This window comes from Xenorhabdus sp. BG5, assembly GCF_015163665.1.
Lineage (GTDB): Bacteria > Pseudomonadota > Gammaproteobacteria > Enterobacterales > Enterobacteriaceae > Xenorhabdus.
Map to the genome: position 1 here is coordinate 133211 of NZ_JADEUG010000001.1, position 21475 is coordinate 154685.

Annotated in this window: 19 protein-coding genes; 6 read left to right on the plus strand and 13 right to left on the minus strand. The window is 39.9% G+C overall.

From position 1 onward, the window contains the following. Positions 1-43: 43 nt before the first annotated feature. Complete coding sequence (locus IQ209_RS00595; protein ID WP_193848029.1) at positions 44-790, minus strand: trans-aconitate 2-methyltransferase; 747 nt, start codon at positions 788-790, stop codon at positions 44-46. Between the two features lie 125 nt (positions 791-915). Between IQ209_RS00595 and IQ209_RS00600 the strand changes: the two genes are divergently transcribed. Beyond that, entirely contained in the window at positions 916-2151 is a 1236-nt protein-coding gene (locus IQ209_RS00600) for an MFS transporter (RefSeq protein ID WP_193848031.1), read from the plus strand. Between the two features lie 118 nt (positions 2152-2269). Here IQ209_RS00600 and IQ209_RS00605 read toward each other — a convergent pair whose 3' ends face one another. Further along, on the minus strand, positions 2270-3088 hold the full coding sequence (locus IQ209_RS00605; protein WP_193848033.1) for an intradiol ring-cleavage dioxygenase: 819 nt from the start codon (positions 3086-3088) through the stop codon (positions 2270-2272). A 177-nt stretch (positions 3089-3265) separates the two neighbouring features. On the opposite strand from IQ209_RS00605, the gene IQ209_RS00610 reads away from it, so the two are divergent. Beyond that, complete coding sequence (locus IQ209_RS00610; RefSeq protein ID WP_193848035.1) at positions 3266-4045, plus strand: class I SAM-dependent methyltransferase; 780 nt, start codon at positions 3266-3268, stop codon at positions 4043-4045. Between the two features lie 154 nt (positions 4046-4199). Here IQ209_RS00610 and IQ209_RS00615 read toward each other — a convergent pair whose 3' ends face one another. Next, a complete protein-coding gene (locus tag IQ209_RS00615; protein WP_193848037.1) occupies positions 4200-6143 on the minus strand; it encodes a pyridoxal-dependent decarboxylase in 1944 nt (647 codons plus the stop codon). Between the two features lie 471 nt (positions 6144-6614). After that, a complete protein-coding gene (locus tag IQ209_RS00620) occupies positions 6615-7502 on the minus strand; it encodes a DmsC/YnfH family molybdoenzyme membrane anchor subunit (RefSeq protein WP_193848039.1) in 888 nt (295 codons plus the stop codon). 265 nt (positions 7503-7767) lie between these two features. Between IQ209_RS00620 and IQ209_RS00625 the strand changes: the two genes are divergently transcribed. Next, positions 7768-8523 (plus strand): FNR family transcription factor, encoded by a 756-nt coding sequence (locus IQ209_RS00625; RefSeq protein WP_193848041.1) that lies wholly within the window; start codon positions 7768-7770, stop codon positions 8521-8523. A gap of 126 nt (positions 8524-8649) precedes the next feature. Next, a complete protein-coding gene (gene uspE / locus IQ209_RS00630; RefSeq protein ID WP_193848043.1) occupies positions 8650-9594 on the plus strand; it encodes a universal stress protein UspE in 945 nt (314 codons plus the stop codon). 112 nt (positions 9595-9706) lie between these two features. Here the strand turns inward: uspE and IQ209_RS00635 are convergent, their stop codons facing one another. The 5 genes from IQ209_RS00635 to IQ209_RS00655 all read right to left on the minus strand — a co-directional run bounded on the left by IQ209_RS00635 (position 9707) and on the right by IQ209_RS00655 (position 15780). Beyond that, positions 9707-10624, minus strand: a complete 918-nt coding sequence (locus tag IQ209_RS00635; protein ID WP_193848483.1) for a tyrosine-type recombinase/integrase — start codon at positions 10622-10624, stop codon at positions 9707-9709. 554 nt (positions 10625-11178) lie between these two features. Then, a complete protein-coding gene (locus IQ209_RS00640) occupies positions 11179-12417 on the minus strand; it encodes an HlyD family secretion protein (RefSeq protein WP_193848045.1) in 1239 nt (412 codons plus the stop codon). Further along, complete coding sequence (locus IQ209_RS00645) at positions 12410-13861, minus strand: TolC family protein (RefSeq protein ID WP_193848047.1); 1452 nt, start codon at positions 13859-13861, stop codon at positions 12410-12412. Before IQ209_RS00645 ends, IQ209_RS00640 begins: the two co-directional genes overlap by 8 nt. Continuing rightward, positions 13854-15050, minus strand: coding sequence for an ABC transporter permease (locus IQ209_RS00650; RefSeq protein WP_193848049.1), 1197 nt, complete (start codon positions 15048-15050; stop codon positions 13854-13856). Before IQ209_RS00650 ends, IQ209_RS00645 begins: the two co-directional genes overlap by 8 nt. Next, entirely contained in the window at positions 15043-15780 is a 738-nt protein-coding gene (locus tag IQ209_RS00655; RefSeq protein WP_193848051.1) for an ABC transporter ATP-binding protein, read from the minus strand. Before IQ209_RS00655 ends, IQ209_RS00650 begins: the two co-directional genes overlap by 8 nt. Before the next feature lie 349 nt (positions 15781-16129). On the opposite strand from IQ209_RS00655, the gene IQ209_RS00660 reads away from it, so the two are divergent. Further along, complete coding sequence (locus IQ209_RS00660; protein ID WP_193848053.1) at positions 16130-16396, plus strand: LCI fold-containing protein; 267 nt, start codon at positions 16130-16132, stop codon at positions 16394-16396. Positions 16397-16645: 249 nt separating this feature from the next. On the opposite strand, the gene IQ209_RS00665 is transcribed toward IQ209_RS00660, so the two are convergent. Then, a complete protein-coding gene (locus tag IQ209_RS00665) occupies positions 16646-16966 on the minus strand; it encodes a CcdB family protein (RefSeq protein WP_193848055.1) in 321 nt (106 codons plus the stop codon). Continuing rightward, positions 16966-17232 carry a type II toxin-antitoxin system CcdA family antitoxin gene (locus IQ209_RS00670; protein ID WP_193848057.1) on the minus strand — a complete coding sequence of 89 codons (267 nt, stop codon included), beginning with the start codon at positions 17230-17232 and terminating at the stop codon, positions 16966-16968. The genes IQ209_RS00665 and IQ209_RS00670 overlap by 1 nt, the downstream gene beginning before the upstream one ends. 342 nt (positions 17233-17574) lie before the next feature. On the opposite strand from IQ209_RS00670, the gene IQ209_RS00675 reads away from it, so the two are divergent. Beyond that, complete coding sequence (locus tag IQ209_RS00675) at positions 17575-18264, plus strand: M91 family zinc metallopeptidase (protein WP_193848059.1); 690 nt, start codon at positions 17575-17577, stop codon at positions 18262-18264. Between the two features lie 123 nt (positions 18265-18387). Here the strand turns inward: IQ209_RS00675 and pntB are convergent, their stop codons facing one another. Together pntB and pntA are read right to left on the minus strand one after the other, a co-directional pair. Further along, on the minus strand, positions 18388-19776 hold the full coding sequence (gene pntB, locus IQ209_RS00680; RefSeq protein ID WP_193848061.1) for a Re/Si-specific NAD(P)(+) transhydrogenase subunit beta: 1389 nt from the start codon (positions 19774-19776) through the stop codon (positions 18388-18390). 10 nt (positions 19777-19786) lie between these two features. After that, the gene (gene pntA, locus IQ209_RS00685; protein ID WP_193848064.1) at positions 19787-21322 is read right to left on the minus strand and encodes a Re/Si-specific NAD(P)(+) transhydrogenase subunit alpha; all 1536 of its coding nucleotides are present in this window, start codon (positions 21320-21322) and stop codon (positions 19787-19789) included. Between the last annotated feature and the right edge of the window lie 153 nt (positions 21323-21475).

The window sequence follows — 21475 nt, forward strand, 5'->3', positions numbered from 1 at the left end:
CTCACTGTTGACAAAAGCTGGCAGTGAGTTTTCCTTTATAGTCTCATTTATTTTTGCTTACGATAAAAATCATTTCTTCTGATTGATCATGATAAGTTTCTCCTTGCCAGTTACCAAATACGTTTGTCGCAATTAAATTCGCGTCAGCGAGTGCTTGCTGGATCTCAGCAAAACTGGCAAATGTAATTGCTGAAAATGCCTGGTATTCCTGTTTGTTGTTTAAAATTTGATAGTAAGTGCCGTAAGTCACAGTAGTATTGTGAACTCGAAAATCATTCCATGCCAAGACAGAGCCGAATGTTGGATGGATAAACTCACGTTTAGAATCTGCTATTGTCCAAGTCAACCACTCTTTTGCTAAAGGATTACGGCTGTCAAAGATACATTGTCCCCCTTCTGCCAAATGCTCATAAATCCGTTTAAGCACTGCAACTCGATCTTGATGAGTTAAGAACACTTGAAAAACGTGGCCAGATAAAATGATTAAGTCGAATTTCTGAAATAATGCCAACTGCTTAGCATCGGATTGCACCCAAGTGATTCGTGATCCCGCCAATTTTGATTTAGCGATATCCAGCATGGCGCTGGCAATATCACAGCCAAATACCACTTTATCGGGATAAGTGAGGGCAATTTTATTAGTGAGCGTTCCAGTGCCACAGTCCAGATCTAAAATAGCATGTGCGTTTTTAGCAAGTCCAACATAATAGTCGTCATCGGGTGCCCATTCGTTATCGAAATCATAAAACTGAGCTAAGTTACTGTTTTGGTAGAGTTGATCAATTGCCATATTTAATAATCCCTAGTATCTTATTTAATATCATCGTACTGCTTTCCCCCTGTTTCTCGTCCTTTTTTCATCAAATAATTCTACTGGTTACCAACCCTGTTTCTTATACCTAAGGAGGCTTAAATATGCCGCCACGTACTGTTCTATCTATGATGCTACTTATATTTTCACTTATTGTATTTTTCATTGGTGCGATGGAATTTATGTTATTACCTATGCTCAATCCTTTAGCTGATGCATTTAGGACAACAACAGACAAAGCCACTTGGCTGGTATCTGGTTATGCCCTCGCCTACGCACTTGCGGCACCAATTTTCGGTTGGCTATCTGATCGAATCAATCGACGCAAATTATTGCTGGTATCTTTGCTGTTTCTGTTCCTTGATGGATTAGCATTAACGATAGCTCCCAACTTGGAGATTGCAATTGGGTTACGTATTTTTGGTGGCATGGCTTCTGCCGCTTTGATTCCGACCATATTTGCGCTGGTTGCAGAACTTTTTCCACCTCATAAACAGGCATCAGCGATGGGCATTGTCATGTTTGGAATGACAGCCGGGATTGCAGGAGGCCCTATTTTTGCCGGTGTTTTGACAGAGTTATTTCACTGGCAAGTGCCATTTTTAGTGAGTGCATCAGGTTGTTTTTTGCTCTATTTTTTAAGTAAAAAAGCTTTGAGAAAAAATTACATTCCAAACCAGATTGATACCCTAAAAACTGTTCATCAAACGGTGACGTTTCAATCACTATTTCAATCACTATTTCAATCACTATTTCAATCACTATTTCAATTTGGATGCCAAGGAAACTTAATTCGCCCTCTTATTGCGAAAGGATTTTGGAATGGTACAGCAATATCTGCTTTTATATTAGCCGGAGAGGTTTTAAGGCATCATTACGCTATGGGAACAGGAGCTGTCGGTATCTCTGTTTCTGTATTTGGTATTGGGCTTGGTTTGGGTAACCTATCCGTAAGTATCGTGAAGCACCTGGATATCAGAGATGAATGTGCACTTTTGTTGGCAATAGTTTTACTTTTCATCACCAGTTCTGTATTTATGTTATTGCCTCTGTCTTTGTTTTTTAGTTTGGCTTGTCTGATGTTATGGGGATATACACTCGGCCTTGCTGCTCCGATAAGCACTTCGATTTTGGCAAATCGGGCAAAGCAGGATAAAGGTCAAATATTGGCTATCTCAGAAAGCCTGAATAATCTAACCATTCTGTTTTTACTTCCAGTAGCGACTATGTCGTTGTCACAACACGGTACTACGGTGACGATGATGATACTGGGAAGCTGTTTTATCGTGGCAATTGTGCTAACACTGAAAGATTTATTGGTGACACTGTCACTTAATTGAAACCACTAACAATTCCTTCGAACTAACATTATCTCTTCTTTAGCCCTGTTTCACCGGAGTAATAATACATAATCTATTTCAAACTCCGGTTATGGAAGATTTTCTAAATTAGATTCGCCTACACAGTATATTTAGCCAAATCTTTAGGGGTTATTTTCTTAGACACATTGTCTTTATTAATAGATAAAACTATCTTGCCGTGTAATCCATCCAAAGGATTATCACCTATTTTTTTCATTGTCAAAATTGCAGCCCTTTTAACTCCCGAAAAGATGGAATCATCTTCATTTTTAAGCCTGTTAACATCTCTTGGAGAATACATATCATTACTCATGACTTCTTTAGATATATCCTCAGGGAAATATAGTTGACCTACAAAATAGAATTTATCTTCCTGTCTTTTTTGTACATTCGCATTTCTTGCTGATAAATGAATATGTATAGCTCTTCCAGCATAAAAACCGGGGAAAATGGTGGTGAATCTGACTATGCCTTCTTCGTCTGTTCTTTGTGCCCCACGAAGAAATGTGCTTTCATCAGTTCTCGAAATCGTTCCTATATTGCTAGATGGAGCCTCAAGGTCTGGGTTGATGTATTTCCAACCTGAATATTTTCCCATTGCATTACAATGCCATATGTCAATAAGGATATCATGTAGAGGTTTACAGGTTACAGAATCAATGACTTTCATTGTCAATAAAAGAGGTATTCCTGGTTCATCCTCTGTTATATTCCTTCTCAGCAATTTGTTATTTATAAAATATGGTCCTGACATTTCCTCTGGGGTCATCTCGCAAACGCCTATATCAATACCTTCTTCTTTCTTTGATTGATTATGTGAAGAGGCAAAAGCACCTGCTGGAACCAGAGGTAATAATGAAAATACTGCACCAGTAATACTCGCCTGTTTCAGAAAAAGTCTTCTTTCACTTTTCATAAGGTGGCTCCTTATATGCCATTTAATTATTGTCTAGTAAATTGGTAAGCTATAGATTCAGATAGTAAGACGATATCTAAATATAAATAATTTCCTCTTTTTTTAATAGAGTTAAATTATGTATCATATTGATATTAAATGATAATGATAAAAAATCAGCAATAAGAGGTAACGATTATGCCAATCAACTTTAATGCACCAGAAAATAGACATACTTATCTTGGCCGTGCAGCTCAACAAGAATGGTTCGATTTAATGCAGAAGCTGGTGGAGCCACGCGATAAGGAGATCGCGGATATTGGTTGTGGTGGAGGTATTTATTCTCTGGCATGGCGAAAAATGGGAGCTAAAAAAGTCACTTGCGTTGATTTTTCCCAGCAGATGTTAGCTGATGTAGCGGAAAATACCCAAGGTTTACCAAATATCGTTGTCAAACAAGGTGATGCTCTTTGCACTGGCTTACCTGATAGTAGCCAGGATATTGTCTTTGAAAGAGCGCTTATCCACCATATCAGTCAAGAAAATAGGAACTCTTGTTTTGCTGAAGCTCATCGATTATTGCGTTCTGGGGGAGTATATATCTTGCAGGATAGGACATTGCAAGATATCCAACTTCCTGGGTCACCTGAACATATTCGTGGTTATATTCTTGATGTTTACCCTTATCTACGAAATTTTGAAAATCAACGCAGGCCAGACAAGGCAGAAGTCATTGATGGCTTACAAGCCATTGGTTTTAAAAAAGTTAAGGCATTTTCTCTTTTGGAAAAACGCACTGTCTATAAAAATTTTTCACAGTTAACCGAAGATTTTCAAGCGCGCAAAGGCCGCTCTATTTTGCATGAATTAAGCGATGAAGAAATATCCTACTTAATCAAGCATATTGAAAAATCGCTGGGTACTGAGATAGATATTGTTGAGAAAGATTTTTGGACTGTATGGATGGGCATAAAATAAAGGATAAGAAAAGACTAACTTATTGAGATTTTGAAAAATATGACTTTCTCAATTACGAATAGCAGAGAAGTTGAAATAAAAAAGAGCTTATATTTACCTAAGCTCTTTTTTCATTTTCAATTAGTTAAACAATTCTGATGGACATCTAGGTTTATTAACCAATAAATGGCACATCTAGTTCTAATCTTAACCGATATTTTTTCTCTTCTTCATCAACAACCTGGCTCAATTTTTTAACAAAGATCGCTTGAAGTTGCTGCCAAAACTCTTCAAAGTGTTCTTCATCGCGTAAGCAATAAGTCATTACCGCTGCCCGTAGTACATAGATATTGCGTACTTTCTCCCATTCACTACGGCTAAAACCACATTTCTCTGCATAGTGCCACGGTGTATCACCATATTCTTTATAATCTAATATGGTTGATGATGTGAGAAAATCATTGGCATAAGCACGCCCTGTAGCGTATGAGCAAAGCTCGTATAGACGCTTGTTAAGTGCATTATGATTACCTAGGCTTTCGCTCCCGATTTCTTTAAAGGTAAAGTTGATCATGTGGAAATCAGGAGATGGAAAGATATGCACTTCAAATCGATGTTTACCGATTTCTATTGGCGATAATTTTTCCAATTTATTCAACAACCTTTGTGCTGTGACGATACCAGCAGCAATTACTTTTCCATATCCATTAATATTCAAAGGTAACAGACGATGAGCTGCCCAAAGTGCCGCTGCTGTTGCTCCCGATTTTGAACCTTCCATGATGGATGAACCAAGAATTCCACGATTAATGGTATTTGTTTTATCATCATGATCTTCAAACACATAGGCTGCATGTGAAGAGATTAATTCGAGAATGCGCTTGTCTTTCATGCAGACAGCGCCAGCTGCATATTGAATGAAGCCAACTTTATGCGGATCCACAGTAATCGAGTCTACTTCTTTCAATGCCTTGAAGCTTTGGTAAACTTCCGGTTTTGGCCAACTGATATTTTCCGGCATGATCCCCACCGAACGGTGATAACTGGCCAGCTCATCATATTCTACAAATTCACCTTGCTCATTCAGAAGCATGGAACACGCATATCCTGCATAGGCAGCATCAACGTGAATATAGAATGATTCGCCATAACGTTCCTCACACTCTTCCCTCAACGCAATAACTTCATCAATCCGATCAATGGCGCCAACTTCAGTCGTTCCCACCACGGCAATCATTGCCAAGATTGGTTCACCTTGTTCAATTAATTCAAAGGTGATTTTCCGCATTTGGGCAATGTCAGTTTGATAGTTCTCATTTACAGGTAATGGAATAATGTTTTCTTGACCAATACCAAAAATATCTGCAGCTTTCATCCAAGAATAGTGCTTGGATTGTGGAACCAGTAATTTGCCTAGAATTTCTGCTTTAACTCCCGTACCACGGCATGTCATATCGCGAATTTCTTCAAACAGTCCACGTTCTTGCAGTTCGGTAATGAGATCCAAAAGTTCAGCGGTTGGCATATTTTTTAATTGCCGGGACGTTTTATGTTCGATGAGATCTTTTGCCTTAGGATGTTGAGATATCGCATAAGGCAATGTTTTTAAATTCCTGGCGACCCACAACCCTTCATAATTAGCTACTGTGCCACCAGAAGTAATATGCCCCCAGGATTTCTGCGGGTCATAACCAAACATACGGCAGAGATCTAATCCTGATTCAAGCTCTAATTCTGTTGTTGTCGGGGATGCTTCATAACTACAGTTATTCGGGTTATACATCATGGCCATAACGTAGGCAAGATTAGAAACCATTAAGGTATCACTACTGATATGACCAAGGTAACGAGGAGAAAAGAAAGGAATAGATGTGTTTTTCAGTTTTGCTGACAGCTGATTTAAGATCCCTTCTGTACGATAAAGCGTTTCTCTATAGTGATGCTCATAGCGAGCAACGGATGTGACTAAAGTTGAATCTTCGGGATGAAAACCTGAACGCCAATGCAAATGTTCGCTCACTGCATAATCCATCATCTCTCTAAAAAAAACAGCGTTCTCTGATTTTGGTCCCAAAAACAATGCATCTACACTTAAATTAGGATGAAATGGTTTAGTCATGATCATGTAACCTTTTAATTGATTCTTTTTGTCTTGTCTTAAATTAAATATTTATAAAATTATTAATAGATTCGTTTTTATTTTCTGTTTTAACGACAAATGTCTTGCGGAGGTGATAAACCCCCACAATAACTCACCGAAAATAATTGTTTGATTTTCGATCACTGCAATTGCATAAAAAGCATTCTGCAATATTATGTCGAATAAATCTATTTTATATAGATATAAAACATAATTCTTATTATATTAATAATAAGTTAATAGTTAACTTTAATTTTGTGCGCTACCACAAAAAAATGAAAATAATACCTCATAGTATCTCAATAAGAATATTTCTATTGAAATTATAAAGCGGGTTACTTTCAAACATAACGTAAACTGTGACAATGTCACGGTTTACGTTATGTCGAGAGAAGAGTGAAAAGAATTAGGATAATCAATTGAGACAGTATGAATTATCTAACATACGTTTCACATAATAAAAAATGTATATTGATTGATCACTTCAGCAACAAACATGATTGCGGCTCCGATGATAATATAATAGTTATTATTAATCAATGAGTTAACCCTTGTTCTCCATAGGGAATAAGTCCAGATTACCATTGCAATAATATACAAACACCATGAAAGCATTCTTAATCCAAAGGCGCTTTTGATATTGAATTCAGCTCGATGTGGAAAAATAACATTATCATCAACGATTGTGATTTCCGATAGCCACTCCATATAAGCTGGTTGCTCAATCAGTCGCATGGTAACGCTAATAAAAACAACCAGTAAAGCGGCCATCACTAATTTTATCGGCAATATTCCTCGAAGATATTTTCCTAATGGATGGGAAATAAGTGACAGCGCCAATGCAGGCCCTAACGTAAATACTGCGCTATAAAATAAAAAATAGGTGTTAATATTTGCCCAAGTAATCATAGCGCTATTAACATAAATAATTGCCATATAATAAAGATCAATTAAACCAATAACCCCAATTACCAGTATAATATAAACATATGCGCGTTTTGTAATCACAAAAAAAAGCGTGTATAAGATAAGCAAACCAAAATAGATGACAGCAAAAATTGTTTCTATGTTTACCCATTCATGTATTATGTTCTGCAAAGTGTGATAAACACTAAATGGGTATTCTATAATGTTCAAAGAAGCAGCCAACCCTATCCCTGCCAATGCGCCACTGACTAGTAATGTTCTTAGTAATATTTTTTGCACAAAAATGGTCACGGAATGTTGCCATGTGTTTAACTCATGCTTAATCCAGTAAGTATAAAGCCCGCTCATCAATACAAGTCCCACCGAGCTCTGTACTATCATTGTAAATGCAATTAATAACCATTCACTCATGTCACAACCCTATTCCATCTATCTGTAACCAAATAACATCATCGACGCGTATTATATCCATATATTATTAATTCAATTTCAGTTTGATTGAGATATTATATTGAATGGCTAGAGTTTTACGCAAGTTCAGCGTTAATACAAAAAGATTTTATTTTTCCCGCTAGTGATGATAAATACCGCGATTAATGGCAGTATCTTGCTCTTATCAGAGCAACCTAAATATGTTAAATTTACACATATCAATCACTTCTAATGAGTATTCCCTATGATCCCGGAAAAACGTATTATTCGTCGGATTCAATCTGGTGGTTGTGCAATCCACTGTCAGGATTGTAGCATTAGCCAGCTGTGCATTCCTTTCACCTTAAATGAACATGAACTTGATCAGCTTGATAACATCATTGAGCGTAAGAAACCTATCCAGAAAGGGCAAACGTTATTTAAGGCCGGTGATGCACTAAAATCACTCTACGCCATCCGTTCTGGGACCATCAAAAGCTATACTATTACCGAAGAAGGTGATGAACAAATTACAGGTTTCCACCTTGCTGGTGATTTAGTTGGATTTGACGCCATTATTAATACTGAACATCCAAGCTTTGCCCAGGCATTGGAAACTTCAATGGTATGTGAAATCCCATTTGAAACGCTGGATGACCTTTCTGGAAAAATGCCTAATCTCCGTCAGCAAATGATGCGTTTGATGAGTGGAGAAATCAAAGGTGACCAGGAAATGATCCTGCTGCTTTCCAAAAAGAACGCAGAAGAGAGATTGGCGGCTTTTATTTACAACTTGTCACGCCGCTTTTCACAACGCGGCTTCTCACCTCGTGAATTCCGCCTTACCATGACACGCGGTGATATTGGTAATTACTTAGGCCTGACTGTTGAAACAATTAGTCGTCTGCTTGGCCGCTTCCAGAAAAATGGAATTTTAGCTGTCAAAGGTAAGTATATTGCAATCGAAGATATGAATAAATTGACAGCGTTGGCTGGCAAGTCCCCTGCTAATGCGCCATAACGTTAGTTAAATTTTAGGCCAGATCACTTATTTTGCTGATCTGGCTTATTCTTATCCTGTTATAGTTGTTTATATTGGTTTATCTTCTGTACGAAAGAGGCATTCAGACTCTGCGAGGAACTCAATATGGCAAACTACCAAAACCTCTTGGTTGCAATTGACCCTAATCAGGATGATCAGCCCGCATTAAGGCGCGCAGTCTATATCGTGCAACGCAGTGGTGGGCAGATTAAAGCGTTTTTACCTATTTATGATTTTTCATATGAAATGACCACCTTACTTTCTCCAGAAGAAAGAAATGCTATGCGAAAAGGTGTCATAGGCCAGCGAGTCGCTTGGATCAAACAGCAAGCCCATTACTATCTTGAATCAGGCATTGATATTGAGATCAAAGTGGTTTGGCATAATCGCTCTTATGAAGCCATCATTCAAGAAGTTATTACTGGAAACCACGACTTATTATTGAAAATGGCACATCAACATTCCCGATTGGAATCGATGATTTTTACACCACTTGACTGGCATCTGCTACGTAAGTGCCCTTGCCCAGTCTGGATGGTAAAAGATCAAGTATGGCCAGAAAATGGTTCTGCTGTTGTTGCTGTTAATTTATCTAATGAAGAACCTTACCATAATGAATTGAATCTGAAATTGGTGCGTGAGACACAAGAACTTGCCAATCGAATTGTAAAAGACCCTCTGATCCATCTCGTTAGCGCTTATCCAGTCGCACCTTTAAATATTGCAACTGAATTACCTGACTTTGACCCTAATGTGTATAACCAGGCGTTGCGCGGACAACATTTGATCGCCATGAAAGAGTTAAGACAGAAATTCTATATTGATGAACAGCAAACTCACGTTCATGAAGGAATACCAGAGAAAGTCATCCCTGAAATATGTGATGAACTCAATGCTGGTGTGGTTGTTTTAGGTATTCTTGGTCGAACTGGGTTATCAGCCGCGTTTCTTGGCAATACTGCCGAACATGTCATCGATCGATTAAGATGTGATTTGTTGACTATAAAGCCTGATGGTTTTGTTTGCCCAATCAAGATAGATGTAGAGTGACGTGCTTAGCCGTTGATAGACTGCCCGAATTTCATTTCGGGCGGTCTCACGTTATCTTTTGAACATGCAGAGAGCTAACAAAAATAGAGCAGGATAACAGCCATCTTTCCTGTCAAAAATTCAGATTTCTGGCGGCATTTCTTAGACGTTCATCTCCACGTCGATCATACTTTTGGGTTGTCGTGATGCTTGAATGCCCCATCGCATCTTTGACAGTCACGATATCTTCACCATTGTCCAGCATGGCTGACGCAAAAGTCCTGCGCAGATCATGGGGAGCAAATTTTTCCAATCCGCTTTCTATTCTGCGTATTTCAAGAATGTGATAGATGGCTTGATCTGATAAACGGTTATCAGTGACATCATCATGACGACGAATTCGGGTAAAAAGCGGGCCAGGATGATCTCCACGCACTTCATCTACCCAACGATTTAAACGTTCCCAGGTTCCTTCCGGCATATAGGACAACCGCTCTTTATTACCTTTTCCCATCACTCTTAATGCTTGCTCGCGACGAATAATGTGTTTTATATCGAGAGAAACAATTTCTGAACGACGAAGCCCACACCCCACAAGCACACCAATGATAGCTGCATCACGTAACCCTTTTGTGCTGATATCATTTTCGCAGGTAAAGAATAAAGTTTTTATTTCATAACGCTCAAGTGCTCTGCCTTTCGGCAACCGATTTCCTCTGACAGATCGCACCTGTTTTATATGTTGAAAATTGTCGGTGTCGAGTTGTTTCATTGACCATGCTTCCAACGCAACCCCTTTCAAGGCAGAAAGATAAGTATTAATTGTTGCGGGAGCTTTACCCGAATCTGAAAGCATTTCCATAATGGCTTGAACATGGTGACGACGAAGTGCATGCCAGGTACAGTCCTGCACATTTTGATATCCCAACATTTTTGCCACGATATCCAGAAATGACTTCATAGTTTGGCGGCTGCGTTTTGATCCCAGACTGACAAGATAGGCAATTGCGGGATTGTTATGAATCTGTTTTCCCGCTGCTGATAGCGACATCAGCATCCCCGGTTCTTGTTGAGAATCGTTCGGCGCAATCAGTGATTTTTCATCATTGCTATTTTCGTGGTTGAACGGAACAGGCATTCCCATTTTCCTTATGGCTTATTTTTGTTCAATTTGGAGAGGGGTTATTGGTTGCACTCCGTAAAAATTACGGCTGATTACCCAGCCCATCTTATGCAATAAATCTTACTTTTTCAAATGTCTATTTTAATAAGTAGAGGTATTTTGAAGAAAGAACGCTAAATCTTATTAATAGTAACATGCTGAATTTAATGAAAATTAATTACAAAAGGTTAAAAATTGCGCTGTAAATTATTTTGTTGAGGTACAACGATGTTGTGGTTGTAATATAGCCGTCTAAACAACTGCATACCGTTGTTTTCCACGGCATGGTGTTGCCTATAAGTGGATGATCGTCTCCTTTCTGGCAATTGCCTTTCGATGAGATTTTCTCTGAGATCATTGGCCATATTGTTTGGATGTGGACAATTGAAGTGTTTAGACGCGATATCCGTAACCGAATGATCCCAAAATCTGAGTGATTATTTTTAACGCGGCAGAGCGATAAATCCCTCTTCCAGCCCATGGACTTCTATACCTTCCGGCATAGCCTCACCAACAGTTACCTGACGAGTTACTACAGCCTGATGTTTTAAATTCGGGCGCCAATTTATTGTTAATTGTCCATTGCTAGCGCGAGTTAGCGCTGCTTCTGGTACAACAATTCCTTGTTCATTGCGATAAATAACAATATTGACTTTGGCACTCATTCCAGGTCTGATGGGATGACTTTGATTCATAGATGAAATCACTTTAATCACAATATCATAATAAATTGCTGATCCTGGTTTATCCGTACTCACGCTTTGCATCGCAATGGTTTCAATTTCTCCATCCAGAGGGTGGTCAGAAAACCCTTCACCACTGATTTTTACTGCCTGCCCTTCTTTAAGTTTGGCGAGATCGGTTTCTTCTACTTGCGCCAATACCTGATATTGGGTTGTGTCCATAATTTCCAGTAATGGCATTCCTTCGGTCACTCTCACGCCTGTCTGAATCGTTAAGAGCTTCTTACTTTCTCCCTGTGTTGCCCTAAGTACGACACCCGAAAATGGCGCTTTAATTTCTTTATGCAAGTATTGTTCTTGTAGCGCCTGATAACGGCTTGTTGCATTCTGAAGCTCCATTTCTGCAACGCGCACGTTATTCATGCTTCCTTTTTGTCGAATGGATGCAAGATCGTCCTGTACTGAAGCAAGTTCCATTAATTGTCGGCGAAGTTGCTGCTGGAGGTTTTCCACTTCCATTTTTGGCACGATACCCCGTGAAAACAGAGCCTGAGTTTTGGCAAGATTGTTTTTCAGCTCCATAACCATGTGGTTGGCGCTTTCAACGTTTCTTCTGGCGCGGATAACTTCCTGGCTGTTTTCCCAGTCATGCAATTGGTCAACGACTGATGAGGCTTTGATCATCTCAACTTGCGCTTGCCGAAGATCAATATCAATCTTTCGGGTATCAAGCGTCACCAATGTTTGGCCAGCTTTCACCCACTGCCCTTCTTTGGCCGAAACTTGTTTGATAATCGCATCAAATGGAGCAGGTATAGTTTCAAGACGTGCAGATTGTAGATGGCCGACCAAGCCAAGTTGTTTTTCTATAACAGCTTGTTTTACTTCAATCCATTGTACTGACTCCTGAGCTGGTGATTGCTTTAAGGATAAAAAGACTAAAAAACAAGCGGCCACAATAAATATGCTAGCGATGGCCCATCGATAACGTTTAATCATTGAGTGTTATCTCCCAGCTTTCCAGTGTAGTACCAAGAATTTGATCCAGTTCAGCCTGAGCATTGAGATACTGAATAAGTGTGTTCAGGCGCGCATTTTCAGCATTTCTTAGGTCAGTTTCAAAACTCAGAACCTGAAAGTTGCTGGATAAGCCAGCCTGTAATTTTTCCTGTTCAATGTCGAGTTTCTTTTGAGAAAGTGAACTGGCTTTTATCGCTAATTGATATTCCTGCCAGCGTGATTCTGTATCGCGGATGGCATTGATTATCTTTTGTTCCAGATTCGTTTTTGCCTCTTCCAAGTGTAAGGCTTGCTTCTGAACATTGACTTTCGCCTGAACTTCTGCTTGTTTCTGAGTCATATCTCCGATTGGAATATCCAATCGTATACCCACAAAATTTTCCCAGTTTCGGGTTTCAGAAGAAGATGAACGATTTTGAGATGCGCCACCAACCAGTGATAAATCCCAGAGTCGGTCATTTCGGGCCTGCAATAATTGAATATCGGCTGTTTTTGCAGAAAGTAATTGAATAAGGTAATCAGGTTGCTGGGCCTGTGCCTTGGCAATTGATTGTTCAATATTCAGATTAACATGCGTTCCTTTTAGCGTATCTGTCGCATAGATGGGAGTTTTATGGTTTAGGGCAAGTAACTTGAGTAATGCCAGCCTGGTGGAATGCACATTATTTTCCGCCTCTTTTGCCGAAAGTTCCTGCATCGCTAAATCAGCCTGTGTTTGTATGATATCTGTCTGGGCCATTCTGCCCGCATCAATCAACTCCTTGTTAATCTCGACTAATTTCCGCATCCGCTTAAGGGAAGCGACAGATAATGATTGTTGCTCCTGAGTACGGAGTAATGCATGGTATGCAAGAATAATTTGCGTGATGGAATCGGAAATAGTCGCTTTTAAATTCAACCTATTGGTTTGCTCCTGGAGTTTAGCCAATAAGATCGGAGCATTATTAACATCGGTTCCTGCTCCTCGTAAGAGAGGCTGTACTACAGTAATACTTGCGCCATCATTATGAAAATTGTTAATCCCAGATCTCGTGTTTTCACGGGTCCAGGAAAGAATGAAACTCGTTCCCAACGGAGTAAGCAGTGTGGCATTCGGAGAAAGGTTAGTTTTCCTGAAATTTGCATCCTGATTTTTACCCGCAATGTAACGTCCACTTAGCTGTAGCTTTGGTGTAAATCGATCTTCTGCTACCCGTAAATCAAATTTTTGGGCGATACGATCCAGATAAACACTACGTATTGCGTAGTTATTTCTTAAACCAAGTGATATTGCATCACTCAACGATAAGCCTATAGCCTCTTCTGAGGCTTTCTGATGCAGACTGTAATCAGGTTCTCGTTCCTGTTCAGATACAGAGAGCACTGTTTGAGGAAAAAGGAAAAACAAGGTCAGAGCGCCATAAAGAAAATATTTTTTAATCATCACGTAATGCCTGTACGGGTTCCATTTGAGAGGCTTTATGTGCGGGATAAAAACCGGAGATAAGTCCCGCCATGATTGAACTACCTATGCCTAAAGGAATAGATAAAGGGGCTAAAGAAAATGACCAGCCAGAATAAAGGACAAAAAGAAAGGCGACGATAACACCTGTCAGTGTCCCAAGAATTGCGCCGGCTAAAGTCAAGGCTGCTGCTTCATACAAAAAAAGTCGCCGGATATCCTGAGTTCTTGCACCTAAAGCCATACGTAACCCGATCTCTTTTCGTCGGGCGGAAACGTTCATCAGCATCACATTGGAAATGGCAATACCGCCGGTGAGCAGCGAAATACCCGCCAGCCCGATCAACATAAAAGAAAAGGTTTTACTTTGTTCTGTCTGCCCTTTTAGTAGTTGTTGGGCTACCCGAACATTAATATCAACCGTCGGAAACTTGCGCTTGAGCAACATCAATAAATCCTTCGCATCACTTTCTGTGGTTGCGGTCGTTATCGTGCGAGCGATGATGCCGTTCAAATCGGTATTGGGTGAAATTTTACGCATAGCATTGATGGGCGCAATCACCACCGAATCCAGCGAAAAAGGAAAGATAGGGTTTTGCCCTTTTATAGCGAAAATACCAATGACGGTATATAAATAGTTGCCAAGCTGAATCTGTTTGCCAAGTATACGGGATGCGTCCCCTTCACCCAGAGTAACAGCGACTTCATTGCCAATGACCACATAAGGAGAGTGTTGATCATAATCTGTGATAAATCGGCCATAACGAAGTCGCAATTGCATGACCTCTTCAAGTTCCGCAGAGGAGCCTATCATGGTAAAGGTTTCTGTTTTTCCGTTATAGCGACCGGGCGAAGGATAATAAATCCAAGGGGCTGCGGAAGATAGCCCCGGAATCGCGGTTGTCAGATCGGCCATTGTAACTGACTCACTACCAATCCCATGATTATAGGAGTTCAGATCTGCTGTAATGACATTGATATCCAGCCCGCTGAACATTTTCAACGCAGCCAGTGTCGCGTTATGTCCGGTATTCACAAATGCCACAACAGAAGCGCAACCAATAGCAATACCCGATAAAGCCAGCAGAGTGCTTCTCCCCGTTGCCATTAAGTTACGCCAGGCTTCTCTCCAGATCATTAATATCGACATGCCATAGTTGCTATCATGCATGTATTGTCATCCCTCTGGTTTCATGCAACTGACCGTCAATGATGCGTAATTCACGTTGCATGTGGTTCGCAACCATAGCATCATGGGTTATTACGACTAACGTCATCGCCTTATCTGTATGAAGAGAAGAAAGTAGCAATAAAATTTCTTCTGCGGTTTGGCGATCCAGATTGCCGGTAGGTTCATCAGCCAGCAATAATGAGGGTTCTCCGGCCAATGCTCTGGCGAGTGCAACGCGTTGTCGCTGCCCGCCAGATAAGTCTGCCGGATAGTGAGTAGCACGATGTGAGAGACCAACCAAATGCAGTTTTTCTTTGGCAATTTTATGAGCTTGTGAGGCAGGAATACCGCGGTAAAGAAGTGGCAAAGCGACGTTCTCTGTGGCTGTTATTCCGGCTAATAAATGAAAGCTTTGAAAAACAAAACCAATTTCTTTATTGCGCATTCTGGCTCTGAGGTCAGTATCTGCTGTTGACATATCAACACCGCAAAGAAAATACTCACCGGCGGTGGGTTTATCCAGCAAACCAAGGATATTCAACAAAGTACTTTTACCTGAACCCGATGTTCCGACAATAGCGCAACTCTGACCGGCATAAATTTGTGCCGTTATATTTTTTAGAACGGGTATTGGGTTCTCTCCACCCTGTTGATAAACACGGGTTAACTGCTGCATATTGATAACAGGTGATATCGGTATTGTGGGATGAATCGAATTTATAGTATCCATTGTTTTTATAATATCCCCTTTTTTTAATATCTATCTTTATCAAATATTTCCAACTTAATTAATAAGTGGATAATTAGATTGCATTAAATCAATATTGTTATTATGCATTATATTGCAATTTCCAATAATTTATTTTCTTTGTGAAAATAATAGTTAATTAATTATTGATTACAAATGATGATAATGGAGATTATATTTCCAATCCAGAATATAAAAATATAACCAGCTTTTAAATTTTGAAATTGCAATGTCGTTAGGGGGTGATTTAGATTTAGTGTGCATTATAAAATAAGACTTTATAAGCAATATATTTAAACAGCAAATTCTAAAATATTACAGGAGAATGTTTATGTTTAAGAAATTATTGGCGGTTGGGGCGTTGGCAGCAGCATTAATCGGAGGGATAGGGACTGCATCGGCAGAAGGAAGATCGTATTATTGTGAGGGGACGTGGATTCAAGATCAGAATCCTATTGGGAATAGTATGTGGGTTGTTAATCCTTATAGGGATTTTGCTAACTCATTTGAAAAATACGGGAAAAAATGGTATTTCCATGGGCCAATTTATTCTTGTGATAATGGGAAATGGGCCGGACATTATAGAAGTAGTAATTAAATAAGGTATAAAAGATAAAACTTTACCAAAACGTCTCATCGTATGTATTAATTCAGATTAAGTTTAATGCTTAAATTTTAAAAAAGAGAGTTACCTACTTTGATTACAGGTACTAGATACATAATCAAAAGAAATAAAAGGTAACTCTCATTCTTATGTTTTGCACTATAAATTATATAATCAAATATCAGTGTTAGAAATCCCCATTTTCGATTTAGTCGATTAGTCCGATGAGATATCATCACCCAACTAAATCCCTGAAACGATAGTATCTAAAGCTGCCACGATATCGGAGTGAATACCAGGCATAATACAAACGATATCCGCAGCTTTTAACTTGCTCTTCGCTACCGTTGTCACTGATTTTGTAATAACGATATACCGATTACCTTTAATCTCAATCACTGGTGTTAATGTTTTTACGAGAGAATTTTTATCTGATATTGGAGCAATCGGCATTATTACTCGTGAGTCATAGTCATCTAATAGGTCATTCTGAATGTCAATGATGAATGGGTATTGCTCCCTCGATTTAGAGGATCTGTTGCGGTAAATAGCATATTGAGTCATCAAATAACCCCATATTCATCATCATCGGTAAATAGCCCTGCATCACGTTCAAATTCATTGAAAGCGCCGATACCGACTTTGTTGTCAACTTTCCATTGCTGTTTTCTTTTCTCACGAACAACATCGGACAACATTTTGTCTAGTGTTGCTGATAAGTTGATCCCTAAATCACGGGCTTCATCTACCACTTCAGCGGTCAGATAAACATTTGTACCACGTTTACCGGATCGTTTTCGTTCTACGGCTGAGACGCATTGTATTTTCATCTGACACCTCATCTATGAGCATAAATTATGCACATGAGTCTATCGCATATAGTGAATATCATCAAATCATGAAAAAGCGTCGCATTATAACACGACGCTCTCAGCTTACTGACAAAGTGCTGGTTTTTTATCCGGCACTTTGGATGCCCAAACGATTTTGATGGCTGAACAGAGCTAATATTTTTTGGACACACCAATTTTTTTGAACTGGGTCTAAGTAAAAGTTACACACCTATGACATTCTAGTTAATATTTTTGATCGTTTGGATGAAAAACCTTAAATATCAAACAATAAAAGAAAATTTCGATCCACCCAGAATTGGGTTAGTTAAGGAGACACATATGCTACGTCCTACTGTTTTGAAATTATCATTGCAACCACACGAACCGCACGAGAATGAAATTCATCATCAAGAAAACTTCAGGATGAAGTGGTTTTATAATAATCAAGGTGTTTCTTTTGTTAGCTATAATAGTGAACAAATGAAGTGGCTTAATGAGGCAATGGAAGAAATAAAATCATCGTTGACAGGCCGTCAATTGCTTCAGCGTATCGACGCAGCATTAAGAAGTAAACAACTCAAGTTATCTATTCATCTCAGTACCCAGGATACAGGCGTTAAAGCACATAAAGATCGTTACGCTGGCAATTATCTGGGAACGGGATCTGATTTTTATTGCAATCTTAGACAAAATAGTCAAATGCGGGAGGACGAGAGGAAAAAAGAAAATGCATGTATTGTATTTCATGAGCTGCTCCATGTTCTCCATAATCTAGAAGGAAAACGTCTCATGAACAGCGAGTTAAACCAAGGTTTTCACCCTCTCCTGCTTGAGGAAGCAAAAACAGTTGGCTTAGGGAAATACTCTGCTGGAAACCTTTCAGAAAACGCATTCAGATATGAAAAGGGATATCCCCGCAGAACCTTTTATCAACATTATAATGATATTACTGTAAATGACGATGATACGGTAAGAAAAGGACCAGGCAATCATATATCCAAATTCCCACCCCTTTACTTTAAAAAGTAGATATTTAATCTTTGAAAGGACTCATCAATGTTAGCAGACAAAAAACCTATCTCCCTCCCTTTTTTTAAGAAAAGAGCTTCGGGTTATAAATCCGAAGCTCTTTGGAACCTGATCCCATTTCAGTTATAAAGCTCGAAGGATGGCTTCGACACTCTCTTTCGCATCACCAAACAACATTTGTGTATTGTCTTTAAAGAATAATGGATTTTGCACTCCGGCATATCCCGTATTCATCGAACGTTTAAATACGATAACATTTTGTGCTTTCCAGACTTCTAAAACCGGCATGCCAGCAATAGGACTTGAAGGATCTTCCTGAGCAGCTGGGTTTACGGTGTCATTGGCTCCTATAACTAAAACCGTATCCGTTTCAGCAAAATCGTCATTAATTTCATCCATTTCTAAGACAATATCGTAAGGAACTTTAGCTTCGGCAAGTAATACGTTCATATGACCTGGTAACCGTCCAGCAACAGGGTGAATGCCAAAGCGAACATTTATGCCCTTCTCTCGTAATTTGGCGGTAATGTCATGAACAGGATACTGCGCTTGGGCAACTGCCATACCGTAGCCTGGGGTAATGATGACTGAGGTGGAATTTTTCAACAGTTCAGCGACGTCTTCCGCAGTTGTTTCCCTGTACTCTCCTAGCTCTTGATCATCACCTGAAGAACTGCCATCTGTACCGAAACCACCCGCGATGACACTGATAAAGGAACGGTTCATCGCCTTACACATAATATAAGAAAGAATTGCCCCCGAAGAACCCACTAAGGCACCCGTGACGATCAGCAAGTCATTACTTAACATAAAACCGGCTGCCGCAGCCGCCCAGCCTGAATATGAGTTCAGCATGGAAATAACGACTGGCATATCTGCCCCGCCAATCGAGGCCACTAAATGCCAGCCAAAAGCGAGCGCGATAACTGTCATCACCAGCAAGGTGAAAACTTGTAAGCCAACCGTTTCTGTTTTGATAAAGGTGAACATTAAGAGCAAGGAGACGATCAATGCCGCCAAATTAAGTTTGTGCCGATGTGGCAACATCAATGGCTTGGAAGAAATTTTTCCACGTAATTTACCAAATGCGACAACTGAGCCAGTAAAGGTTACAGCACCAATAAATACCCCAAGGAAAACTTCTGTCAGATGAATGTTTTCCATAATAGCGCTGGCAAAATTATCATGAGTGATAAAACTATTGAACCCAACCAGAACCGCCGCTAAACCGACAAAACTGTGCAGGATAGCCACCAATTCTGGCATTTCAGTCATCTCCACTTTTTTGGCAAGACGAATACCAATAACCGCACCGATGACCATCGCTAAAATAATCCAGCCAATTTTGCCAGTATCAGGCCCTAATATCGTGGCAATCAGGGCAATTGCCATACCAACGATACCCAAAATGTTACCGCGTCTGGAACTTTCGTGACGGGAAAGTCCGGCAAGACTGAAAATAAACAAAATGGCGGCAACAATATAGGCAGCTGTAACTATTCCGTTCGACATAAGTTACCCCCTATCCTTTACGAAACATTTTCAGCATACGTTGAGTGACTGTAAAGCCACCGAAAATATTGATGCTGGCAATTAACACGGCAATGAATGAGAAGAAACTTACCCATCCCCCTTCCCCAATTTGCAGTACGGCGCCAACCACAATGATCCCGGAAATCGCGTTGGTGACGGACATTAATGGTGTATGCAATGAGTGACTGACATTCCAGACAACGTAATAACCGACCACACAGGACAAGGCAAAAACCGTAAAATGAGATAAAAATTCTTTTGGCGCAATGTGTGCTAACCAACCATACAAAATTATCGCTAGTGCGAGTGCTCCATATTTCAGCCACGGAGATTTAGGCTTTTCTGCTGGTTTCTCTTCTTTTTTTACTGATGTCGGTTTGGTCGTTGCTGGTTGGGCTGAAACTTGGATAGGTGGAGCTGGCCAGGTGATTTCACCTTCTTTAATGACAGTAACACCACGAACAACAACATCATCAAAATCAATGGTGATTTCGCCATTTTTTTCTTTGCACAGGAGTTTCAGCAAATTGACCAGATTTGATCCATAAAGTTGTGATGATTGAGTCGGCAATCGGCTGGGTAAATCTGTATAACCGATAATTTTTACCCCATTTGCTGTCACAACCAGTTGATTGGCTTGCGTGTATTCACAGTTGCCGCCATTTTGAGCAGCCAGATCGACAATCACGCTACCCGGTTTCATGGAATCAACCATTTCTTTTGTGATAAGCCGTGGTGCCGGTTTCCCCGGAATTAATGCAGTTGTCACGATAATATCGACTTCTTTTGCTTGTGCAGCAAACAATTCCATTTCTGCTTTGATAAAAGCTTCTGACATCACTTTTGCATAACCATCACCACTACCCGCTTCTTCTTTGAAATTGAATTCCAAGAATTCAGCCCCCATGCTTTGTACTTGCTCCTTTACTTCCGGTCGTGTATCAAAAGCACGGACAATCGCACCAAGGCTACCGGCTGCACCAATTGCTGCTAATCCGGCAACGCCTGCGCCAATAATCATGACCTTAGCTGGTGGTATTTTGCCTGCCGCTGTAATTTGTCCCGTGAAAAAACGGCCAAATTCATGGGCGGATTCAACAATGGCACGATAACCCGCAATATTTGCCATTGAGCTGAGGGCATCTAAAGATTGTGCACGGGAAATTCGTGGAACGGCGTCCATAGCAAAAACAGTGACCTTACGTTCTGCTAATTTTGCCATTAATGCCGGATTTTGCGCTGGCCAAATAAAACTAATCAGCGCCGCACCTTCTTTCATTAAGGCAATTTCATCATCTTCAGGGGCGTTTACTTTTAAAATAATATCTGATTGCCAAACTTGATGGATTTCCGCTATATCAGCGCCTGCTTTTTGGTAAGCAATATCACTAAAACTCGCAAGTTGCCCTGCTCCTGTCTCAACTGTGACGTTAAACCCCAATTTCTGCAATTGCTCCACGGTTGATGGTGTGGCAGCAACGCGTGCCTCATTGGAAAGTCGCTCTTTTGGTACACCAATACGCATAATGTTTCCTTCTTTAAGAATGAAATATTGCTGATTATTACCTTGTTGATGCTTATTTAACGATTAGATTGACTTTATTGCTGCTATCAGCAAAACCTATCAATAGAATACCAAATAGTAACTTAATGAAAATAATGTCAACGCATTATCATA

Bases quoted from the DNA above. Each gene is read 5' to 3' on its own strand.
- IQ209_RS00595 (WP_193848029.1), bottom strand. From the start codon at position 790: ATGGCAATTGATCAACTCTACCAAAACAGTAACTTAGCTCAGTTTTAT.
- IQ209_RS00600 (WP_193848031.1), top strand. From the start codon at position 916: ATGCCGCCACGTACTGTTCTATCTATGATGCTACTTATATTTTCACTT.
- IQ209_RS00605 (WP_193848033.1), bottom strand. From the start codon at position 3,088: ATGAAAAGTGAAAGAAGACTTTTTCTGAAACAGGCGAGTATTACTGGT.
- IQ209_RS00610 (WP_193848035.1), top strand. From the start codon at position 3,266: ATGCCAATCAACTTTAATGCACCAGAAAATAGACATACTTATCTTGGC.
- IQ209_RS00615 (WP_193848037.1), bottom strand. From the start codon at position 6,143: ATGACTAAACCATTTCATCCTAATTTAAGTGTAGATGCATTGTTTTTG.
- IQ209_RS00620 (WP_193848039.1), bottom strand. From the start codon at position 7,502: ATGAGTGAATGGTTATTAATTGCATTTACAATGATAGTACAGAGCTCG.
- IQ209_RS00625 (WP_193848041.1), top strand. From the start codon at position 7,768: ATGATCCCGGAAAAACGTATTATTCGTCGGATTCAATCTGGTGGTTGT.
- uspE (WP_193848043.1), top strand. From the start codon at position 8,650: ATGGCAAACTACCAAAACCTCTTGGTTGCAATTGACCCTAATCAGGAT.
- IQ209_RS00635 (WP_193848483.1), bottom strand. From the start codon at position 10,624: ATGTCGCTATCAGCAGCGGGAAAACAGATTCATAACAATCCCGCAATT.
- IQ209_RS00640 (WP_193848045.1), bottom strand. From the start codon at position 12,417: ATGATTAAACGTTATCGATGGGCCATCGCTAGCATATTTATTGTGGCC.
- IQ209_RS00645 (WP_193848047.1), bottom strand. From the start codon at position 13,861: ATGATTAAAAAATATTTTCTTTATGGCGCTCTGACCTTGTTTTTCCTT.
- IQ209_RS00650 (WP_193848049.1), bottom strand. From the start codon at position 15,050: ATGCATGATAGCAACTATGGCATGTCGATATTAATGATCTGGAGAGAA.
- IQ209_RS00655 (WP_193848051.1), bottom strand. From the start codon at position 15,780: ATGGATACTATAAATTCGATTCATCCCACAATACCGATATCACCTGTT.
- IQ209_RS00660 (WP_193848053.1), top strand. From the start codon at position 16,130: ATGTTTAAGAAATTATTGGCGGTTGGGGCGTTGGCAGCAGCATTAATC.
- IQ209_RS00665 (WP_193848055.1), bottom strand. From the start codon at position 16,966: ATGACTCAATATGCTATTTACCGCAACAGATCCTCTAAATCGAGGGAG.
- IQ209_RS00670 (WP_193848057.1), bottom strand. From the start codon at position 17,232: ATGAAAATACAATGCGTCTCAGCCGTAGAACGAAAACGATCCGGTAAA.
- IQ209_RS00675 (WP_193848059.1), top strand. From the start codon at position 17,575: ATGCTACGTCCTACTGTTTTGAAATTATCATTGCAACCACACGAACCG.
- pntB (WP_193848061.1), bottom strand. From the start codon at position 19,776: ATGTCGAACGGAATAGTTACAGCTGCCTATATTGTTGCCGCCATTTTG.
- pntA (WP_193848064.1), bottom strand. From the start codon at position 21,322: ATGCGTATTGGTGTACCAAAAGAGCGACTTTCCAATGAGGCACGCGTT.